The sequence below is a fragment of the Amycolatopsis sp. cg13 genome (assembly GCF_041346965.1).
Lineage (GTDB): Bacteria > Actinomycetota > Actinomycetes > Mycobacteriales > Pseudonocardiaceae > Amycolatopsis.
This window is the reverse complement of the sequence record NZ_CP166848.1, coordinates 7535768-7551733: the sequence shown is the minus strand read 5'-3', so window position 1 is coordinate 7551733 and position 15966 is coordinate 7535768. Positions and strand designations below refer to the sequence as shown.

General features: G+C 67.6%; 16 protein-coding genes. 6 read left to right on the top strand and 10 right to left on the bottom strand.

The genetic code is table 11. The features are described from left to right. Positions 1-537: 537 nt before the first annotated feature. The 3 genes from AB5I40_RS35445 to AB5I40_RS35435 form a co-directional block, all read right to left on the bottom strand. Positions 538-1263: a hypothetical protein gene (locus tag AB5I40_RS35445; RefSeq protein WP_370934537.1), complete on the bottom strand. Its 726-nt coding sequence runs from the start codon at positions 1261-1263 to the stop codon at positions 538-540. A gap of 168 nt (positions 1264-1431) precedes the next feature. Then, complete coding sequence (locus AB5I40_RS35440) at positions 1432-2094, bottom strand: response regulator (protein ID WP_370934536.1); 663 nt, start codon at positions 2092-2094, stop codon at positions 1432-1434. Further along, positions 2091-3167, bottom strand: a complete 1077-nt coding sequence (locus AB5I40_RS35435) for a sensor histidine kinase (protein WP_370934535.1) — start codon at positions 3165-3167, stop codon at positions 2091-2093. The genes AB5I40_RS35440 and AB5I40_RS35435 overlap by 4 nt, the downstream gene beginning before the upstream one ends. A gap of 209 nt (positions 3168-3376) precedes the next feature. Between AB5I40_RS35435 and AB5I40_RS35430 the strand changes: the two genes are divergently transcribed. Further along, positions 3377-4762: an alpha/beta hydrolase family protein gene (locus tag AB5I40_RS35430; RefSeq protein ID WP_370934534.1), complete on the top strand. Its 1386-nt coding sequence runs from the start codon at positions 3377-3379 to the stop codon at positions 4760-4762. 196 nt (positions 4763-4958) lie between these two features. Here the strand turns inward: AB5I40_RS35430 and AB5I40_RS35425 are convergent, their stop codons facing one another. Beyond that, positions 4959-5414 carry a MarR family winged helix-turn-helix transcriptional regulator gene (locus AB5I40_RS35425; RefSeq protein ID WP_370934533.1) on the bottom strand — a complete coding sequence of 152 codons (456 nt, stop codon included), beginning with the start codon at positions 5412-5414 and terminating at the stop codon, positions 4959-4961. An 83-nt stretch (positions 5415-5497) separates the two neighbouring features. Here AB5I40_RS35425 and AB5I40_RS35420 point away from each other — a divergent pair, with 83 nt between their 5' ends. Next, positions 5498-5827 carry a rhodanese-like domain-containing protein gene (locus AB5I40_RS35420; protein WP_370934532.1) on the top strand — a complete coding sequence of 110 codons (330 nt, stop codon included), beginning with the start codon at positions 5498-5500 and terminating at the stop codon, positions 5825-5827. Positions 5828-5844: 17 nt separating this feature from the next. Further along, the gene (locus tag AB5I40_RS35415; RefSeq protein ID WP_370934531.1) at positions 5845-6420 is read left to right on the top strand and encodes a YceI family protein; all 576 of its coding nucleotides are present in this window, start codon (positions 5845-5847) and stop codon (positions 6418-6420) included. 63 nt (positions 6421-6483) lie between these two features. Here the strand turns inward: AB5I40_RS35415 and AB5I40_RS35410 are convergent, their stop codons facing one another. Then, entirely contained in the window at positions 6484-9315 is a 2832-nt protein-coding gene (locus AB5I40_RS35410; protein WP_370934530.1) for a BTAD domain-containing putative transcriptional regulator, read from the bottom strand. Between the two features lie 154 nt (positions 9316-9469). Here AB5I40_RS35410 and AB5I40_RS35405 point away from each other — a divergent pair, with 154 nt between their 5' ends. Next, positions 9470-10345, top strand: coding sequence for an alpha/beta fold hydrolase (locus AB5I40_RS35405; protein ID WP_370934529.1), 876 nt, complete (start codon positions 9470-9472; stop codon positions 10343-10345). Here AB5I40_RS35405 and AB5I40_RS35400 read toward each other — a convergent pair. The 4 genes from AB5I40_RS35400 to AB5I40_RS35385 all read right to left on the bottom strand — a co-directional run bounded on the left by AB5I40_RS35400 (position 10342) and on the right by AB5I40_RS35385 (position 13989). Next, positions 10342-11001, bottom strand: a complete 660-nt coding sequence (locus AB5I40_RS35400; RefSeq protein WP_370934528.1) for a response regulator — start codon at positions 10999-11001, stop codon at positions 10342-10344. The two genes, AB5I40_RS35405 and AB5I40_RS35400, sit on opposite strands and share 4 nt — an antisense overlap. Continuing rightward, positions 10998-12092, bottom strand: a complete 1095-nt coding sequence (locus tag AB5I40_RS35395) for a histidine kinase (RefSeq protein ID WP_370934527.1) — start codon at positions 12090-12092, stop codon at positions 10998-11000. The genes AB5I40_RS35400 and AB5I40_RS35395 overlap by 4 nt, the downstream gene beginning before the upstream one ends. 107 nt (positions 12093-12199) lie before the next feature. Continuing rightward, positions 12200-12757: a GNAT family N-acetyltransferase gene (locus tag AB5I40_RS35390; RefSeq protein ID WP_370934526.1), complete on the bottom strand. Its 558-nt coding sequence runs from the start codon at positions 12755-12757 to the stop codon at positions 12200-12202. Continuing rightward, positions 12754-13989, bottom strand: coding sequence for an amidohydrolase family protein (locus AB5I40_RS35385; RefSeq protein WP_370934525.1), 1236 nt, complete (start codon positions 13987-13989; stop codon positions 12754-12756). Before AB5I40_RS35385 ends, AB5I40_RS35390 begins: the two co-directional genes overlap by 4 nt. Before the next feature lie 79 nt (positions 13990-14068). On the opposite strand from AB5I40_RS35385, the gene AB5I40_RS35380 reads away from it, so the two are divergent. Together AB5I40_RS35380 and AB5I40_RS35375 are read left to right on the top strand one after the other, a co-directional pair. Then, positions 14069-14512 (top strand): MarR family winged helix-turn-helix transcriptional regulator, encoded by a 444-nt coding sequence (locus AB5I40_RS35380; RefSeq protein ID WP_370934524.1) that lies wholly within the window; start codon positions 14069-14071, stop codon positions 14510-14512. Positions 14513-14565: 53 nt separating this feature from the next. After that, on the top strand, positions 14566-15348 hold the full coding sequence (locus AB5I40_RS35375; protein WP_370934523.1) for an IclR family transcriptional regulator: 783 nt from the start codon (positions 14566-14568) through the stop codon (positions 15346-15348). 149 nt (positions 15349-15497) lie between these two features. Here AB5I40_RS35375 and AB5I40_RS35370 read toward each other — a convergent pair whose 3' ends face one another. Continuing rightward, on the bottom strand, positions 15498-15929 hold the full coding sequence (locus AB5I40_RS35370; RefSeq protein WP_370934522.1) for a hypothetical protein: 432 nt from the start codon (positions 15927-15929) through the stop codon (positions 15498-15500). Between the last annotated feature and the right edge of the window lie 37 nt (positions 15930-15966).

Sequence of the window (15966 nt, the reverse complement as noted above, 5' to 3'; positions counted from 1 at the left end):
TGGCTCTGACGTGCTCTGTTGCCCACCGCAACATCGACTTACTAGCGCGGCACGTTACCGCCATCGTGGTGTGTCGCCGGACCGTAATCGCCTTGTTCTTCGATTCACCTGTCCGGCGGGCCATCACACGGCGTGAACTGTCGACCTTCTCGACAGCGTGGGGCTTCTTACAGAGCACGAAGGCAGACGACGACCTGTTCCAAGATGACTGGCCGCATGCTGGCCCCAGCCGGCGGTCGCCGTTGATGTTGATGTTCTCGACGTCGGTGTCGGCCAGCGGCGACTGCAAAGCCGGCCAGGACGAAAGACCTGGGCGGCTTGCAGCCGCCGCTGCTCGACCTTGGGCGACACCAGCATTCCGCCAGCCGCGGAGTTGCGTAGCTCGGCCTGCGCGTGCGCGTTGGTCAAGATGACCTCGGTCAGCCAGCGGCGCGACGAGTCGTCCATCGTCGGCCGGCTAGCGGTCTCGCCGACGCGGTTGGGACGGTTAGTCAGGAGTTGGTCGCCGGGGATCACCCGCGTCAGCGGCAAAGCCGGTCACGGACGCCCAGTCGCTCCTACCGGCGCATTGTCGAGCCGCACCGCCGCCACGAGAGTCCGCGACGTCCCTGCTCCGACGCGAAGCTGCTTCCGCAGAGTCTCCGCAGAGATTGGACGTCGGTAGCGCCGCCAGTGCTCCGCGTCCGCCCGACGCGCTCGCCTCATGAGTTCCTCATCAGGATCGGCATCCCCACGGGCCGCTGCTCGGACCCGCTTTTCGCGCTGCAGACCTGCCGCGGCGGGCACCACCTGTTCCAGGCCGCCATCCACCGATTCCGCGGGCAAAGCCGCTGGCGACTGGACCGAGCGGGGATAGGGCCTCGCCACGCTCAACGCACGAAGGAGGCCTGGACCTGCTTCGCATACCCCGATTAGCAAGAGCGGACCAACCGAGTCGAACGCGGCCTTACCCCACTGACCAGCAAACACCGGATCGGCGACGTTCAGCAGCAGGGTCACCACGCTCGCCGCCAACAGCAGACGTCGCGGCGGCCGCAGCACCTCCTCGCTGGCGCCGGACAGCGCCAGCTGTCGCGTACCGACGAGCATCCCCAGCACTGTCAGGTCAACAGCAGGCGCCACCAGCGGTGCCACGAACGCTGGGACTTGAAGCTTCAACGCCAGGTTGAGGACGTTCCCAAAGCCAAACAGGAACGTGAGCCCGATAACCAACCCCATCGTGACCGTGACAAACCGAGCAACCGTCCGCGAGCTGGCGCTCATGACCGGCCCCCGCCCGAGCCGGGAAGCTCGAAGCTCGCCTCGACCACCAACGTGCCGACGAAAACCCCCTGGTCAGCCCCGTTCCCATCCTTTGGTAGTCCTGCCGAGGGCACATCATCGGCCGATACTCGAAATCACCTTCACGGTGCGGGTATCGGCCAGTTTTATTTATCCCGCCGGGTGGATGAGGCGGCTTTCGTAAGCGAAGATCACGGCCTGGATCCGGTCGCGGAGTTCGAGTTTGTGCAGGATCCGCCCCAGGTGGGACTTCACCGTCGCCTCCGCGAGGTGCAGCGCGGTGGCGATCTCGGCGTTCGAAAGACCGGAACCCACCTGGACGAGCACCTCTCGTTCGCGGGCGCTGAGTCTGCTCAGGCGCTCGTCGCTGGCGGCGTCTGCGTCGGGGAGGTGCGGGCGGAATTTCTCCAGCAGGCGGCGGGTGACGCGCGGGGAGACCACCGCGTTGCCCGCGGCCACGGTGCGGATCGCGGCGAGCAGCTCCTCGGGTCTGGCGTTCTTGAGCAGGAAGCCCGAGGCTCCGGCTTTGAGCCCGGCGAAGGCGTATTCGTCGAGGTCGAAGGTGGTGAGGATCAGGACTCTGGTCTGCGGGCGGCTTCGGAGGATCTGCCGGGTCGCCTCGATTCCGTCGACCGTCGGCATGCGGACGTCCATGAGGACGACGTCGGGGCGGAGGTCGACGGCTAGGCGGGTGGCGTCGGCGCCGTTCGCCGCTTCACCGACCGGTTCCAGGTCCGGCTCGGCGTCCAGAACCATGCTGAATGCCATGCGCAGCAACGCTTCGTCGTCGGCGATCAGGATGCGGATCGTCATGCGGACTCCGCTGAGGCACCGAAGGCGAGGCGGGTGTGCACTCCCCAGCCGCCGCCGGGAAGCGGTCCGGCCAGCACCGTGCCTCCATAGACTGCCGCGCGCTCGCGCATGCCGGTGATGCCGTTGCCGGAGCCGGGGGACGTCGGCGGACCGGTGTCGGTGACATCCACGGTGACGGTGTCGGCGGCGCATTCGATCCGGACCTTCGCGTGCGTGTCAGCGGGGGTGTGCTTGAGCGTGTTGGTCAAGGCTTCCTGGACCAGGCGGTAGACGGTCAGTTGCGCGGTCGCGGGGATGTGCGTGTGGCTGCCGTCGAGGTCGAGGCTGGTCGGGAGTCCGGCGGCGGACATCTGCTCGGCGAGGGTTTCCAGTTGCGCGATGCCGGGCAGCGGGTGGCGCGCTGCGTCGGGTTCGTCGGTGCGCAGGAGGCCTAACGAACGGCGCATGTCGGTCAGGGCCTGTCGGCCGGTTTCGGAGACCTGGAGCATCGCGGTGGTGGCCTTGTCCGGCGACCGCTGCTGGGCGGAGACGGCAGCGTCGGTGAGCGCGACCATGACGGACAGGTTGTGGGTGACGATGTCGTGCATCTCCCTGGTGATCCGGGCTCGTTCCTCGGCGACAGCCCGTTCCCGCACGGCTTCCAGGTAGGCGCGTGCGGTCCGCTTGTTCACCCCGAGGACGGCCGCGGCGATGACCATCGCGGTGAGCGCGGCGAACGGGGTCAGGAACGCACCGTCACCCGCCCAGCGCAGGCAGGCGAGGACAACCCCGATCTCCACCACGGCGACAGCGACGAACGTGACGCGCTTGCCCGAGTTCGCGGCCACTGTGTAGAGCGCCACCAGCAATGCGACGTCCGCGGGGAGCTGGATGCCCACCAGCCACTGGACTGCGGCTGCGGTTGCCACCGCGCCGAACACCGTGAGCGGGGCTCGGCGTCGCCACACCAAGGGCAGCGCGAGTGCAACGGTGAGTGTGGCAGCCACCGGTAGCTCCGCGGGTGTCCACATGGTCAAGACGTGAAGCAGGAGAAGCGCGGGCAACAGGGAATCCTGCACCCGCTCGGTCGTCATCAGGCAAGCGTAGGCGGACGGCCCGCCGCGCACATGAGCCTGACGGCTGACCGCCGGCGGGCCGGATTGCGACTGCGGAAGGACTTCCGATACCTCCTGCGGTCGTAGTGCGGCCGCTGGTCCGGGTGCTCGATTGCCACTGGGGACGGGGCGGAGATCGGGCCTGGAGAGCGATGTGGCCGGGCTGGTCCGGCACCGAATATGGCGGCATGAACCTGCTGGAAATCCTCACGGTGCTCGGCGCCGTCGCACTGGTGGCAGCGCGCTGGCTGCCCGGTGTTGTCCGCCCGCGCTTCACCGTCGCGGCGGGGGCGGTGGTCGCGCTGTCCGCTATCGCGCTCTGCGTGACTGGGATCCGCTGGCAACTGCTGCCGGTGCTGGCGGGCGGTCTTGTCGCGGCGCCCTTCGCCTTCTCCCCGCTGGTGCGGGCTCGTTGGTGGCTGGCGTTGCCGGGATCGGTGTTCTGCGTCTGCCTGATCACCGCCGGACCAGTGACCGCGTGGGCCTTTCCCGTCCCCGTCTTCCCTACGCCCTCCGGCAACTTCGCGGTCGGCACCCGGGTGCTGCAGTGGACTGACCCGGACCGTCCCGAGACCTTCACCGCCGATCCGCGGGACCACCGCACGGTCGTGGCCCAGCTCTGGTACCCCGCTAACGCCCCAGCGGACGCGCCGCGTGCCCAGTACCTCGGACGCACTGTCTCCGAAGCACGCACCGTCTCCGAAGCCCTCGCCGGCGGAGTCGGCCTGCCGGGTTTCCTGTTCGACGGTGTTCCGCGCGCCCGTACCCACGCGATCCCCGACGCCCCGGTGGCCGTCGAGGGTGGACGGTTCCCGGTCGTGCTGTTCTCGCCGGGGTCGAGCGGGGTGCGCACCCAGAACACCGCATGGGCGGAGGAAATCGCCAGCCACGGCTATGTGGTCGTCGCGCTAGACCACCCGTACGACTCCGCAGCCGTCGTGCTCGCCGACGGTCGGACGATCACCAGCGCTACGTCCTCCACCGGCGACCGGGATGAGGACGACAGGTTGGCTGACGACTGGACCTCGATCCGAGCCGCCGACCTCAGCTTCGCACTGACCCGGCTCGGCGCCGACCCGCTGACCGCCCGCCTCGACACCAGTCGGGTCGCCGTGACCGGACACTCGATGGGTGGCGCCGCCGCGCTGCTGGCGGCTAGGAGGGATCACCGGTTCACCGCCGTCATCAATCTGGACGGTTACCCTCGCGGGCCTTTGTCGCCGTTGCTTGATCAGCCGACGCTCGCGCTCACCCAGGCCGTCACTCCGGCCACCGATCCGCGCTATCTGCCTCGGCTTACCGAGGTGCTCACGCGGGGTACGGCGACGAACTACCGACTCACCATTCCTGGTGCCGCGCATCTCACCTTCACTGATGGCCCGCTGTATCTGCCGCCGGTGCCTTCGATCGTCGGGTCGCTGGGTCGCGTTGAGAGTCCGCGTGTGGTGGCCGCTGCCAGTCTGGCGTTTCTGGATTCCGTGCTGCGCAAGGGATCTGGTGATCTTGCGGGCGCTTTGTCGAGTACGGGGAGCTCACGGTGTTTCGTCCTGGCAACGGGCGCTGATCGCCCGTGATCAGCGGCGCGATTCGGCTCGTTCGCGTGCCCAGCACACGAATTCCAGCGCGTTCTCTCGCTGCGATTCGGTGGCGGCCAGGTCGAGCAAGCGTCCGCTCGCGATCAAGGAGCGCGGTCAAAAACGGCCAGCTGTCGTCGGCCAAGCGGGTCCAGTTCAGCGACAACGGGACCGCCGACCACCGGTGGAGGTTGCGTTAGACCGGCCGCGAGGTCTTCCCGCTTTCGGCGACCCGCAGCAACGCCTTCCCGATCACCGCCGCCTCCTCGTCGGTGACGTGCGCTGAGAAATGCCGTTCGATGCTCCGCAGGTAAACCGGCGCTGTCTTGCGCAGCGCGCGGACCCCGTCATCGGTGATCACCGCCCAGCTGACCCGGCGGTCGTCCGGTTCCGGGCGCTTCGTCACCAGCTCGGCCCGCACCATCTCGTCGATCAGCCGGCTCACCCGGGTCCGGCTGAGCACCACCCGGTCGGCGACCTCCGCCATCCGCAGCCCGTTCTTCCCCGCCGCGTTCAGTTCCAGCAGGACGTCGTACCAGGCCAGGGGCACGGTTCCGCCCCGTTGCACGTCGGTTTCAATGGCTCGCACCGCGGCACTGTGCGCGAGCAGCATCGCCCGCCAGGCCTCCAGTCCGATCTTCGGGTCGCTCACCCGCCCAGTGTAGTTCATTGCGTGCGGGCGCACCTAATGTATAGAGTGCGTGCGTACGCACATAAATTCTTCGAGGAGGTCCGATGGTCAAGCCCATCACGCGGGACGAGGTCAAGCGGCGAATCGACGCCGGGTCGGCGATCGTCGTCGAGGCGCTGCCCGCCGACTATTACGCGAAGGCGCATCTGCCGGGCGCGCTGAATCTGCCGGTAGACGACGTCGAGAAGCTCGCCCCTGCCCTGTTGCCGCGCAAGGATTCCGCGGTGATCGTCTACTGCGCCGACTCGCCCTGCCAGAACTCGGGCACTGTCGCGAAGCAGCTGTCGGAACTCGGGTACACCCAGGTCTTCGACTACGACGAGGGCAAAGCCGACTGGATCGCGGCCGGACTGCCGACCGAATCCGGGAACTGAGAGGACTGGTACACGACATGGCAGACGCGACAGCCGCTACCCGCGTAGTCGCCGGAACGGAACTTCCCGCGGCGGGTACCTGGAAGGTCGACCCCGGGCACGCCGAGGTCGGGTTCGTCGGCAGGCATTTCCTGCTCACCAAGGTCCGCGGCCGGTTCACCGGCGTGGACGCGACGCTGGAAATCGGCGAGCGGATCGAAGACACCACAGTGCGCGCGGTCATCGAGATGGCCACAGTGGACAGTGGCGACCACACCCGGGACGACCATCTCCGTTCCGGCGATTTCTTCGACGTGGAACATCACCCGCGAGCCACGTTCGAATCGGTCTCGGTCACCGCGACCGGAAGCCACGCGACCATGGCCGGAAACCTGACCATCAAAGAAGTTTCGCGTCCGGTCACGCTCGCTGTGGAGTATCTCGGGCACGCGCGCGACCCATGGGGAAACGATCGCGCGGTGTTCTCCGCTCGAGGCAAGATCAACCGCGAAGATTGGGGTCTGGTCTGGAACATGGTGCTGGAATCGGGCGGGCTTCTCGTGCCGAAGGAAATCGAACTCGTCCTGGAGATCGAGGCGATCCGCTCCTCCTGATCGGACAGATTCCGCACGCTGAACCGGCCGGGTCGGCCGTCGTTGCCAACCCGGCCGGGCGGATTAAGCCATCACCGCAGCGGCCAATTCGAACTGCTCCCGCGCCGCCGCGTCGTCACCCCGGGCCTGCAGGCAAGCCCCCAGCCGATTACGAACCTCGATCTCCGCCCACGGCGACATTTGATCGGTCAACGCGCCTAACGCCCGCCGATGATACGAGAGCGCCACATCCAAACTCCCCAAATCCTGCACCGCGGAACCAAGCCGAGACAGTGAACTCACCAGCAACAGCCGATCCTCGACCCGCTCCGCCAATTCGACTGCCTCGCGCAAAGGTTCCGCCGCTTCCGCCGAACGGCCCAGATGCAGCCGGACGCTGCCGATGTGACTGGAGACCCGGCCCAGCATCGCCGGATTGCCCGTCGAGACCGCGACTTCCCGCGATTCGGCGAAGCAGGCGAGCGAGAGTTCGTAATCGCCCTGTTTGAAATGCACGTAACCGAGTCCGGAAACCGCCCGTTCGACCAGCCAGCTGTCCGCTACCTCGGCGGCCAGCGTTCGCGCCTCGGTCAACACTTGCTCCGCTTCATCGAGCTGTCCGGCGAGCATCGTGACCATTCCCAGCCCGCACAAACCTCGCGCGGTTTCGCGCCGGTCACCGTTTTCGCGGCTGATTCGCAATCCTTCTTCGCACCATTTCCTGGCCTGGGCGGAATCTCCCAGCGCGAGGTGTGCCCAGCCGAGCCCGAAGCGCAGTGCCGTCGCCATCCGCCGGTCCGCCACGTTGTCCACTTCGGACAGCACGACTTCCAGCAGGGCAAGGCATTCCCGGTAGCGGATGCGCCGCACGAGATAGTCGACGGCACCCTCGGCGATCCAGCACGCGTAGTCCGCGTGCCCGGCCGCGACCGCGGACGAGACCACTTCCACGAGGTCGCCCGCCTGGTCCAGCCAGGCCGAAGCGTCCACGAGTCCGGCGAACGGCGAGTCGGGGAGTTCCGGACCCGTGGGGAAACCGGGTTCGCCCCATTCGCTCGCGCCGCGGCAGGCCTGCAGGTACACCCCGAGTCCGCTGGCGACATCGGGTTCGTCCGCGGCGAGGCGGCGGGCGTAAACCGCGACCAGGTCGTGCATTCGGTACCTGCCCGCGGCGAAGGCCTGCACGAGGTTCGCGTCTACCAGGTCCTCCAGCACGCTTTCCGCCGCACGCCGGGAGCAGCCGAGCATCGCGGCGAGGACCAGTTCATCGAACTCGGGCGCTGGCGCGCGGCCCAACGTGCGGAAGGCGCGTTGCGCGTCAGCCGGAAGCTGGTCATAAGAAAGCCGGAACGCGGCCTCGACGCTGCGTTCCTCGGCGGTCAGCTCGCTGAGCCTGCCGGTGTCGTCGGCGAGCCGGTCCGCCAAATCCCGGAAAGTCCACATCGGACGGTTCTGCAGCCGGGCTCCCGCGATGCGCAGGGCGAGCGGAAGCCGTCCACAAAGGCTGGCCAGTTCGCGCACCGCCTCGCGTTCCTGACCCGCGCGAGCTGGACCGACGATCCTGCTCAATAGGCCAGCCGCGGCGTCGGAAGTCAACGGTCCCAAGGAAATCCGGCGTTCAACGTCCAAACCGGGCAGTCGGCGGCGGCTGGTGATCAGCACCCGGTTGCCGGTTCCGCCGGGCAGCAGCGGGCGGACCTGTTCGGCGCTGACGGCGTCGTCCAGCACCAGCACCAAACGCAGCGGAGCGGTCGCGGCGCGCCAGTTCGCGGACAGTTCGTCCAGGTCGTCCGGAATGTTCTGGTCGTTGACGCCCGCCGAACGCAGCAACCGGCGCACGACTCGCACCGGCGCGAGCGGAGCCCGGCTGGTGCTGTGCCCGTGCAGGCCAACGAACAAACACCCGTCGGGATGTTCCTCGCGCAGCAACTGGGCCGCGCGCACCGCCAGCGCCGTCTTTCCGGCCCCGGGCACACCGTCCACCGCGGACACCGCGCTCCCCGGCGAGGCGAGCCGGGCCAGTTCGTCGTCGCGGCCGGCCAACTCTCCGACGTCGTGCGGCAGTTCGTCCCGGATTCGCGGTGGCGATGCGGGCCGGGACGCGACATCGAGCGCACCGTCATCGCCGCGCAGCACCGCTTCGTGCACGCGACGCAGGTCTTCGCTGGGTTCGAGCCCCAGCTCATCGCGCATCCGGACGCGGAACTCGCGCCAGGTGTCGAGCGCGTCGGACTGCCGGCCAGCGCCGTAGAAGGCCCGCATGAGCAGGCCGGTCAGCGATTCGCGATCCGGATGCTCGGCGAGCAGCGCCGACACCTCGCTGATCGCCGATTCGTACTCCCCCAGCCGGATCAGCGCGTCCGTGCGGCCTTCGACCAGCCCGACGCGGCGTTCGCCGAACCGGCGCCGCTCCCGTTCGGCGAACGGGCCGGGCAGTCCGGCCAGCGGAACGCCCTCGTAGAAGGCCAGCGCCTGGCCGTATCCGTCGGCCGCCGCGGCGAGCGCACCGGCCGCGGCCGCCTTCTTGGCGCGAGCGGCGATCTCCTCGACCCGCACGGCGTCCACCCCGACGCCCGCCCCGGCGAACCGGTACCCGCCGGGGTCGGTCCGCAGCACCGATTTCGCGTCCGCACCGGCCCCGGCCAGGGATTTCCGCAGCTGGTAGATGTAGCCGGGCACGCCGTCGCTCTCCGGCGGACGCTCGCCCCACACCCGGTCGACCAGTTCGGCCCGGCTGACCGTGACGTCCGGCCGCAGGAGCAGCGCGACCAGCACCGTCGTCCGCAGCACCGGCCCGAACTCCAGCGGTTGCCCGCCGTACCAGCCGCGGACCGGTCCGAGCACGGCGAACTCCAGCCGGGACCCGGGCTCGCGCTCCGCCGCTGCCCGGCCGGTTCGCGCGGCACCCGATGACATACCGAGAGTTTAAAGCAGCTCTCCCGGTGTCCCCCAGGAGAGCTACCCGCAGGTGTCCACTGCGCGGGGACGATTCCATACGGCCGAATCAGTAGCGTTTCCCCGTCCCGGCACGGCCTTTCGTGAACCGGGTTCTGCCATGGAGGAGTATTCGATGCGCAAGTTCGGGGGAACCGCGGCGGCGATCGCGGCCTGTCTGCTATTGGCAGGATGCGACGAGGAAACGGACCCGGATCCGGCACCGAGCAGCGCACCGGTCAGCCAGGCCGCGTTCACCGGGGCGAAGAAAATCACCGTCGACGGAAAATCGGTGAACGTTTCCTGTTCTGGAGCGCTCGAAAAAGGCAAACCAGTAGTGATTCTGCTGCACGGCGGCGGCGACGCACTGGACAAATTCGCCAGCCTTCAGGAAACACTCGGCAAGAAGAACCGGGTGTGCTCCTACGACCGGCTCGGCGCGGGCGGCAGCGACCAGCCCGCCGGTCCGCAGACCTTCGAGACCACCGGAAAGGTGCTGACCGGCGTCCTCGGCCAGCTCGCCGCGGACTCCCCGGTCGTGCTGGCCGGACATTCGCTCGGCGGGCTGATCGCCGCCCGCTACGCGCCCGAACACCAGGACAAGGTCAAGGGCCTCGTGCTGATGGACGCCACTTCGCCGACGCAGAACGCCGATCTGGTCAGGGAAATCCCGGCCGACGCCACCGGGGACGCGGCCGATCTCCGTGCGCAGACGATAGCGGTGTTCAAGGGCGAAAGCCCGGAAAAGCTGGTCGTCGCCGACGCGGACGTGAAATCCGCCGGGGACATTCCGGTCGAGGTGATCAAGCACGGCCAGCCGTACTTAGCGCAACTTCCCAAATACGGACCGGGCTTGGAACGAGCGTGGTCCGAGGGTCAGGAGAAATGGCTCGCGATCTCCAGTCGCAGCAAACTGACTGTCGCGAAAACCAGCGGGCACTACATATATGTGGACCAGCCGGAGGTCGCTGTCCAGGAAATCGAGGACGTCGCCGCGCGAGTCGCGGGCTAATCGACCAGTCCGTTCCGATAGGCGTAAACGACCGCCTGCACTCGGTCGCGAACGCCGAGTTTGGCGAGCATTCGCGAAACGTAAGTCTTCACTGTCTCCTGGCTGAGCACGAGCGTCGCGGCGATTTCGCTGTTGGAAAGGCCTTCCGCGACCAGGCGGAGGACTTCCAGCTCGCGCGGGGCCAGCGGGAGGTCACCCGGATCCGCGGCAGCGGGGCGGATCCGGGTGGCGTACCGGCCGACGAGCTGACGCGTCACCTCGGGGTCCAGCAGCGCCGCGCCGGACGCGACCGTCCGGATCCCGTGCAGCAACTGGTCCGGCGGAGCGTCCTTGAGCAGGAACCCGGCGGCCCCGGCGCGCAACGCCTGGTAAACGTTCTCGTCGAGGTTGAAGTTGGTCACCACCAGCACTTTCACCGGTGCCGCGACGCCGGCTCCGGCCAGCAGCCGGGTCGCGGCGATGCCGTCGAGCACCGGCATCCGCACGTCCATCACGACGACGTCCGGGCTCAGTTCCCGGGCCAGCTCGACCGCGGCCTGCCCGTCGCCGCATTCGCCGACGATCTCCAGGTCCGGCTGGGCGTCGATGATCGTCACCAGCCCGGTCCGGACGAGCACCTGGTCGTCGGCCACGAGGACCCGCAAGGGCGCGCTCACGCCGGAATCCGGGCCCGGACGCAGAACCCGCCGCCCTCGCCGCACCCGGCGCTGAAGTCGCCGCCGACGTCGTCCACCCGATCCCGCAGCCCGGCCAGCCCGCGCCCGCTGCCACCGACGGCCAGGTCGGCCTCGCTGTCGGTACGGACTTCCACGGTGATGTCCTCCTCGCCGTGCCGGACCTGGACCGACGTCGGGCTGCCGGGCGCGTGCTTGAGCGCGTTGGTCAGCGCCTCCTGCACGACCCGGTACGCCACCGGCGCCACGCCCGATTCCGCGGGAGTGCCCACCTCGGTGAACTCCACCGGCTGCCCCGCGCGCCGCGTCTGCTCGACCAACGTGTCCAGGCCGAGGTCCTTGTGCGGGCCGGGATTGAGCACGTCGAGCAGATTCCGCAGCTCAGCGATGGCTTGGCGCCCGGTGTCGGTGACTGTGGAGAGCGTCTGGCCGAGCCGGTCGCCGGTGAGATAGCGCGCCGATTCGGTCTGCACGACCATCGCCGTCACGTGATGGGTCACGACGTCATGCAGCTCGCGAGCGATCCGCGCCCGCTCGGCCGCACGCGTTTCCTCAGCGACCCGACGGCGCCGCTCGACCTCCGCGGCGCGGGTGGAGCGCAGCCACGCCCCGATCCCCCACACGACGACCAGCGACAGGTAGAACGCGGCCACTCCCGCCGCCGATTCACCGCCGCCACGCAGCGGAAACGCCGCCACGAACAGCAGATACGCCACCGTGAACGCGATCGCCGTCGCGCGCCGCCCCCGATCCGCCCGCCATCCGGCGTTCAGCACCGCGACCGGCAACGCCGTGCCCGCAAACGAGTGGTACCCGCACAGCTGGTCGATCGCGAACCCGGCCGCCACCAGCGCGAGCACCGCGACCGGCCACCGGCGGGCTCCCGCGAGCGACAACGACTGCAGCGCGACCGCCCCGACCGCCAGCGCGTCGAACGGCCGCGACGGCAACCCGCCGAACTGCGTCCCGAACGTCTGCAGCGACGGGAGCAGCGATCCGGCGAAGAACGCGAGGCCGAGCAGGGGGAACCACACTGCGTGCCGAGATTTCGAGACCCGCCGGAGGTTGATCACCCGGAGAGTCTATTCGGGACGAACAGGACGCCGGATCCGCTCACGCCGCACCATGGACGGCGGGGCACGAGTCCTGCCCTGGTTCAGCCTGAATCGCGGCGCCCGGGTCAGCCTCGGCGTTTGGCCACCCACTCGTCCCTGGTCAACGCGTACTCGACTTCTCCGTGTTCGGTGCCCGGCAACGGATTGTCGAAGTGGACGTGGAACGTGCGGACGTAAGTCAGCCCAGCCCGCTGCATCACCTGGCGCGACGGGGTGTTCACCGCCATCGTCTGTGCCCACACCCTTCGCATGCCGAGTTCGGTGAATCCTTTGTGGATCACCGCCCGCGCGCCTTCCGTCGCGTAGCCGCGGCCCCAGGCTTTCGCCATCAACCGATAGCCGAGTTCCAGCTCCGCCGTGCTGCCGTCTTCCGGCGGGTCCAGCGAAATCCAGCCGACGAACTCGCCAGTCTCCCGCTCGATCGCCGCCCACCGTCCAGCCGGTCCGTTTTCGTAGTCCCGGAGGATGGCGGGGAGGATTTCGTTCTCGACCTCGGCACGGGGCGTCGGCTCGCCGGTCAGGAACCGCATCACCCGCGGGTCGCTGTCGAGCTGGACCAGGTTCTCGGCGTCGGCTTCGGTGAATCGCCGCAGCAGCAACCGATCCGTCTCCAGGACTTTCACTGGCCCGCCAATCCGGCCGCCGTCGCGATCCGGTCGCGCGATTCCAGCAATTGGGTCCTGAGCTTCGGCAGATCAACCCCCAGCAGTTTCCCGTCCCGCTTAACTGCTTTTCCGCCAACGAAGATGCTGTCCACCAACCCCGGATGCGCAGCGGTGACCACTGTGGACACCGGATCGTTGACTGGAAACACCGACAGATCCTCCGCGTCAATGAGCACCAGATCAGCGTCCTTCCCGACACTGATGCTCCCTGCCCGGCCGTCTCGCCCACAAGTCCGAGCACCGTCCACAGTGGCAAACTCAAGTAGGTCGCGCGCGACGAGACCGCCGTCCAGACCGCGCTGCGCCGCGAATGCCGTACGCATAGCCGAAAACATGTCACCCCCCACTGACGGACAGTCGTCGATCGACAACGACGGCCGGATCCCGGCGGCCAGCAGACGTCCGGTTTCCGGCCACCCGAACCCCATTTTGAGCTCGACGTCCGGGCTGACCGTCACCGAGCAGCCCGCGTCCGCGAGGATCGCCAACTGCTCGTCGGTGAGGCCGTTGCCGTGCACAATTGTCGTCCGGTCGTCAAGCAGTTTTCGTTCATGCATCTCGGGAATCGAGTCGCGAGCCGAACGGTGGATGTGCACGCTCACCCTGAGCCCGAGCTCCCGGGCCAACGCGACGTCTGCCGCCACCGTGTCCATTGTGGTCAGAATCGGCCCGCGCAACCCGAACGCCATTTCGTCGCCGGACAGCCGATTCCGCACTCGGGCGGTGTCGGCGGGGTCCATTGCGGAGTAACAGAAGATCGACCTTCCTGGAGCCTCATCGAGCGCGTCGATCGCCGCGTCGGCGTTCTCCGGGCGATCAGAGCAGTGGAACCAGTCGAGCATCGTCGTCACGCCCGAGTTCAGCGCCTCGAGCCGCCCCAGAAGATTGCCGAGATACACGTCCTCCGGCCGGTAGTGCGGCCTCAGCTTCTCGTGCATGGTCTCGCGGTACTCGGCGAACGTCCAGTCCGCGCCAAGCCCGCGAAACGCCGTCTGCCAGGTGTGCCGATGGGTGTCCACGAACCCCGGCAGGACGATCTTGCCCGTCGCGTCCACGATCTCGGCATCGGCTTCGAGCGCGGTGCCGACCGCCGCGATCCGGCCGTCCTCGATCAGCACGTCCCCATGCGGCAGATCCCCGACCGTCGGATCGAGACTGACCACAATGCCGTTCCGCAGCAACGTCCGCATGAACCCTCCCCAAAGTTGATGCATCAACTCTAGGGCCGATCGAGTTGATGAGTCAACTGCGGAGGTACGCTCCCTGCCCATGACGCCCGACGACTGGGAGCTGTGGAACGCCTGGGTGCGCGCCCAACGCCTGCTCACCCGCGAACTGGACCGCGGACTGCAGCGGGATTGCGGCATCTCGAAGGCCGAGTTCAGCGTGCTCGTGACCCTGTGGCGAACCCCCGGCCGAGAGGCGCGCGTCGCCGATCTGGTCGAGGCGCTGGGCTGGGAAAAGAGCCGCCTCTCGCACCAGCTGACGAGGATGGAGTCGCGCGACCTGGTCACCCCGACCCGCAGCGGCCCCAGCGGCCGACGCACCGGAATCAGCCTCACCGCGCACGGCCGCACGGTCATCCAGGAGGCCTTGGTGGTCCACGGCAACAACATCCGCCGCCACTTCCTGGATGAGCTGACCCCCGCGCAGGCCGCCGCCATCCGGTCCTGGGCCGAACAGACGATCGAGCGTATCGAGCCAGCCGGCTGACCGGACGCTACCGTGTTCCGAAGATGAGTACAGGTATCCGAAAGGTTGGTGCCATGAGCGACGCACCGGGCAAAGCAGCGTCGCCGGCCGCGGACCGGACGCTGACCGTGCTGGAAGCCCTCGTGCGGGCCGAGGAACCGCTGACGCTGACCGCCCTCGCTAAGGCTGCTGAGGTGCCGCTCGCGACCTGCGCTTCTATCGCTTACACGCTGGAGCAGCGGGGATATGCCGTGCGGCGGGTCGTCGGCCGGAGCCATTTCTGGCGTCCTACGCTGCGGCTCTACGGGTTGGCCATCGAACTGGTACGGAAGGTCGATCTGCCGTCCATCGTCCAGGCCGACCTGCGGCGGCTTGCGGAGAGTCTGGGGATGCCCGCGCATGTGGGGATCTTGGAGGATGCCTCGGTCGTTTATGTGGCTAAGGCTTCTACGCCTGGGTTTGTGCAGTTCGATACTTATCGGGGAAAGGTTGCTCCGTTCGACCTGACTGCGCTTGGGCGGGCAATCGCTGCGCATCTGCCGGAGGCTGAGCTGAAGCCGTTGCTGTCCCGTCTTTCGCACGGAGCGGGGCCGAAGGCTGCTGCGCCGGATGCGGGACAGTTTTTGGCCTTGCTGGCGAAGGTGCGGGCTGATGGGTATGCGATTGAGAGCGAGGAGGAGCAGGCTGAGATCGCTTGCCTTGCTGCGCCGTTCTTTGACGCCGAGGGTGCGGTGGCTGGGGCCGTTGGGGTTACGGGGTTTGCGCGGCAGTTGGTTGGGGAGAAGCGCAAGGCTGCAGTGCGGGGCGTGGTTCAGGTAGGCCAGGAGGTTTCTCGGCGGCTGGGATTTGTGGTGTGAGCACCCTATTTCCAGTGCCCCGCTATCCTCACAGCTCGCCGGTAAACCGAGCTGCAGACAAGCAGTTTGGTCTCATTGACCGAAATCTCAGCAATCCTCGACAATACATCGACGCAGTCAATCCAATCTCAGAGCACGCCACGCCGCTCCTAAGCATCAGCGGCTGCCATATCCATAATTCGACGGAAGAATTCAGGATCGACATCTTGCCCCTCGATGATCTGATAGGCATAAGTGGCGACGATGCGATCGATATCTAAGTTATACTTTGGGTTTGCCACCTTGCTGAACCCCATCACGACATGTTTATGGAACGCCACATCGCGCTTACCTCCAGTAAACAGCGCCCAGTGCAAGTTGGGATTCCTGGATACAACAAGGCCGCCAAGAAACATAGCCACGTCGTTCACCACGGCGTACCAAAGATTGCGAAGACGTTCCGGATTGTCCGGATTCGATTCAACGCCTGCCCTGAACCAGTCGTTGAGCTCTTGCACCGCCACGTCATCGTCGCCAAGCTCGATCCCGTTGCAAAGAAGCAACTTTCGCAGTTGCTCGACTCGCTCAGGCGCAGCCTCCATGAGGCGCTCATACGACTCGCGCGCCTGCCCCCTCGTC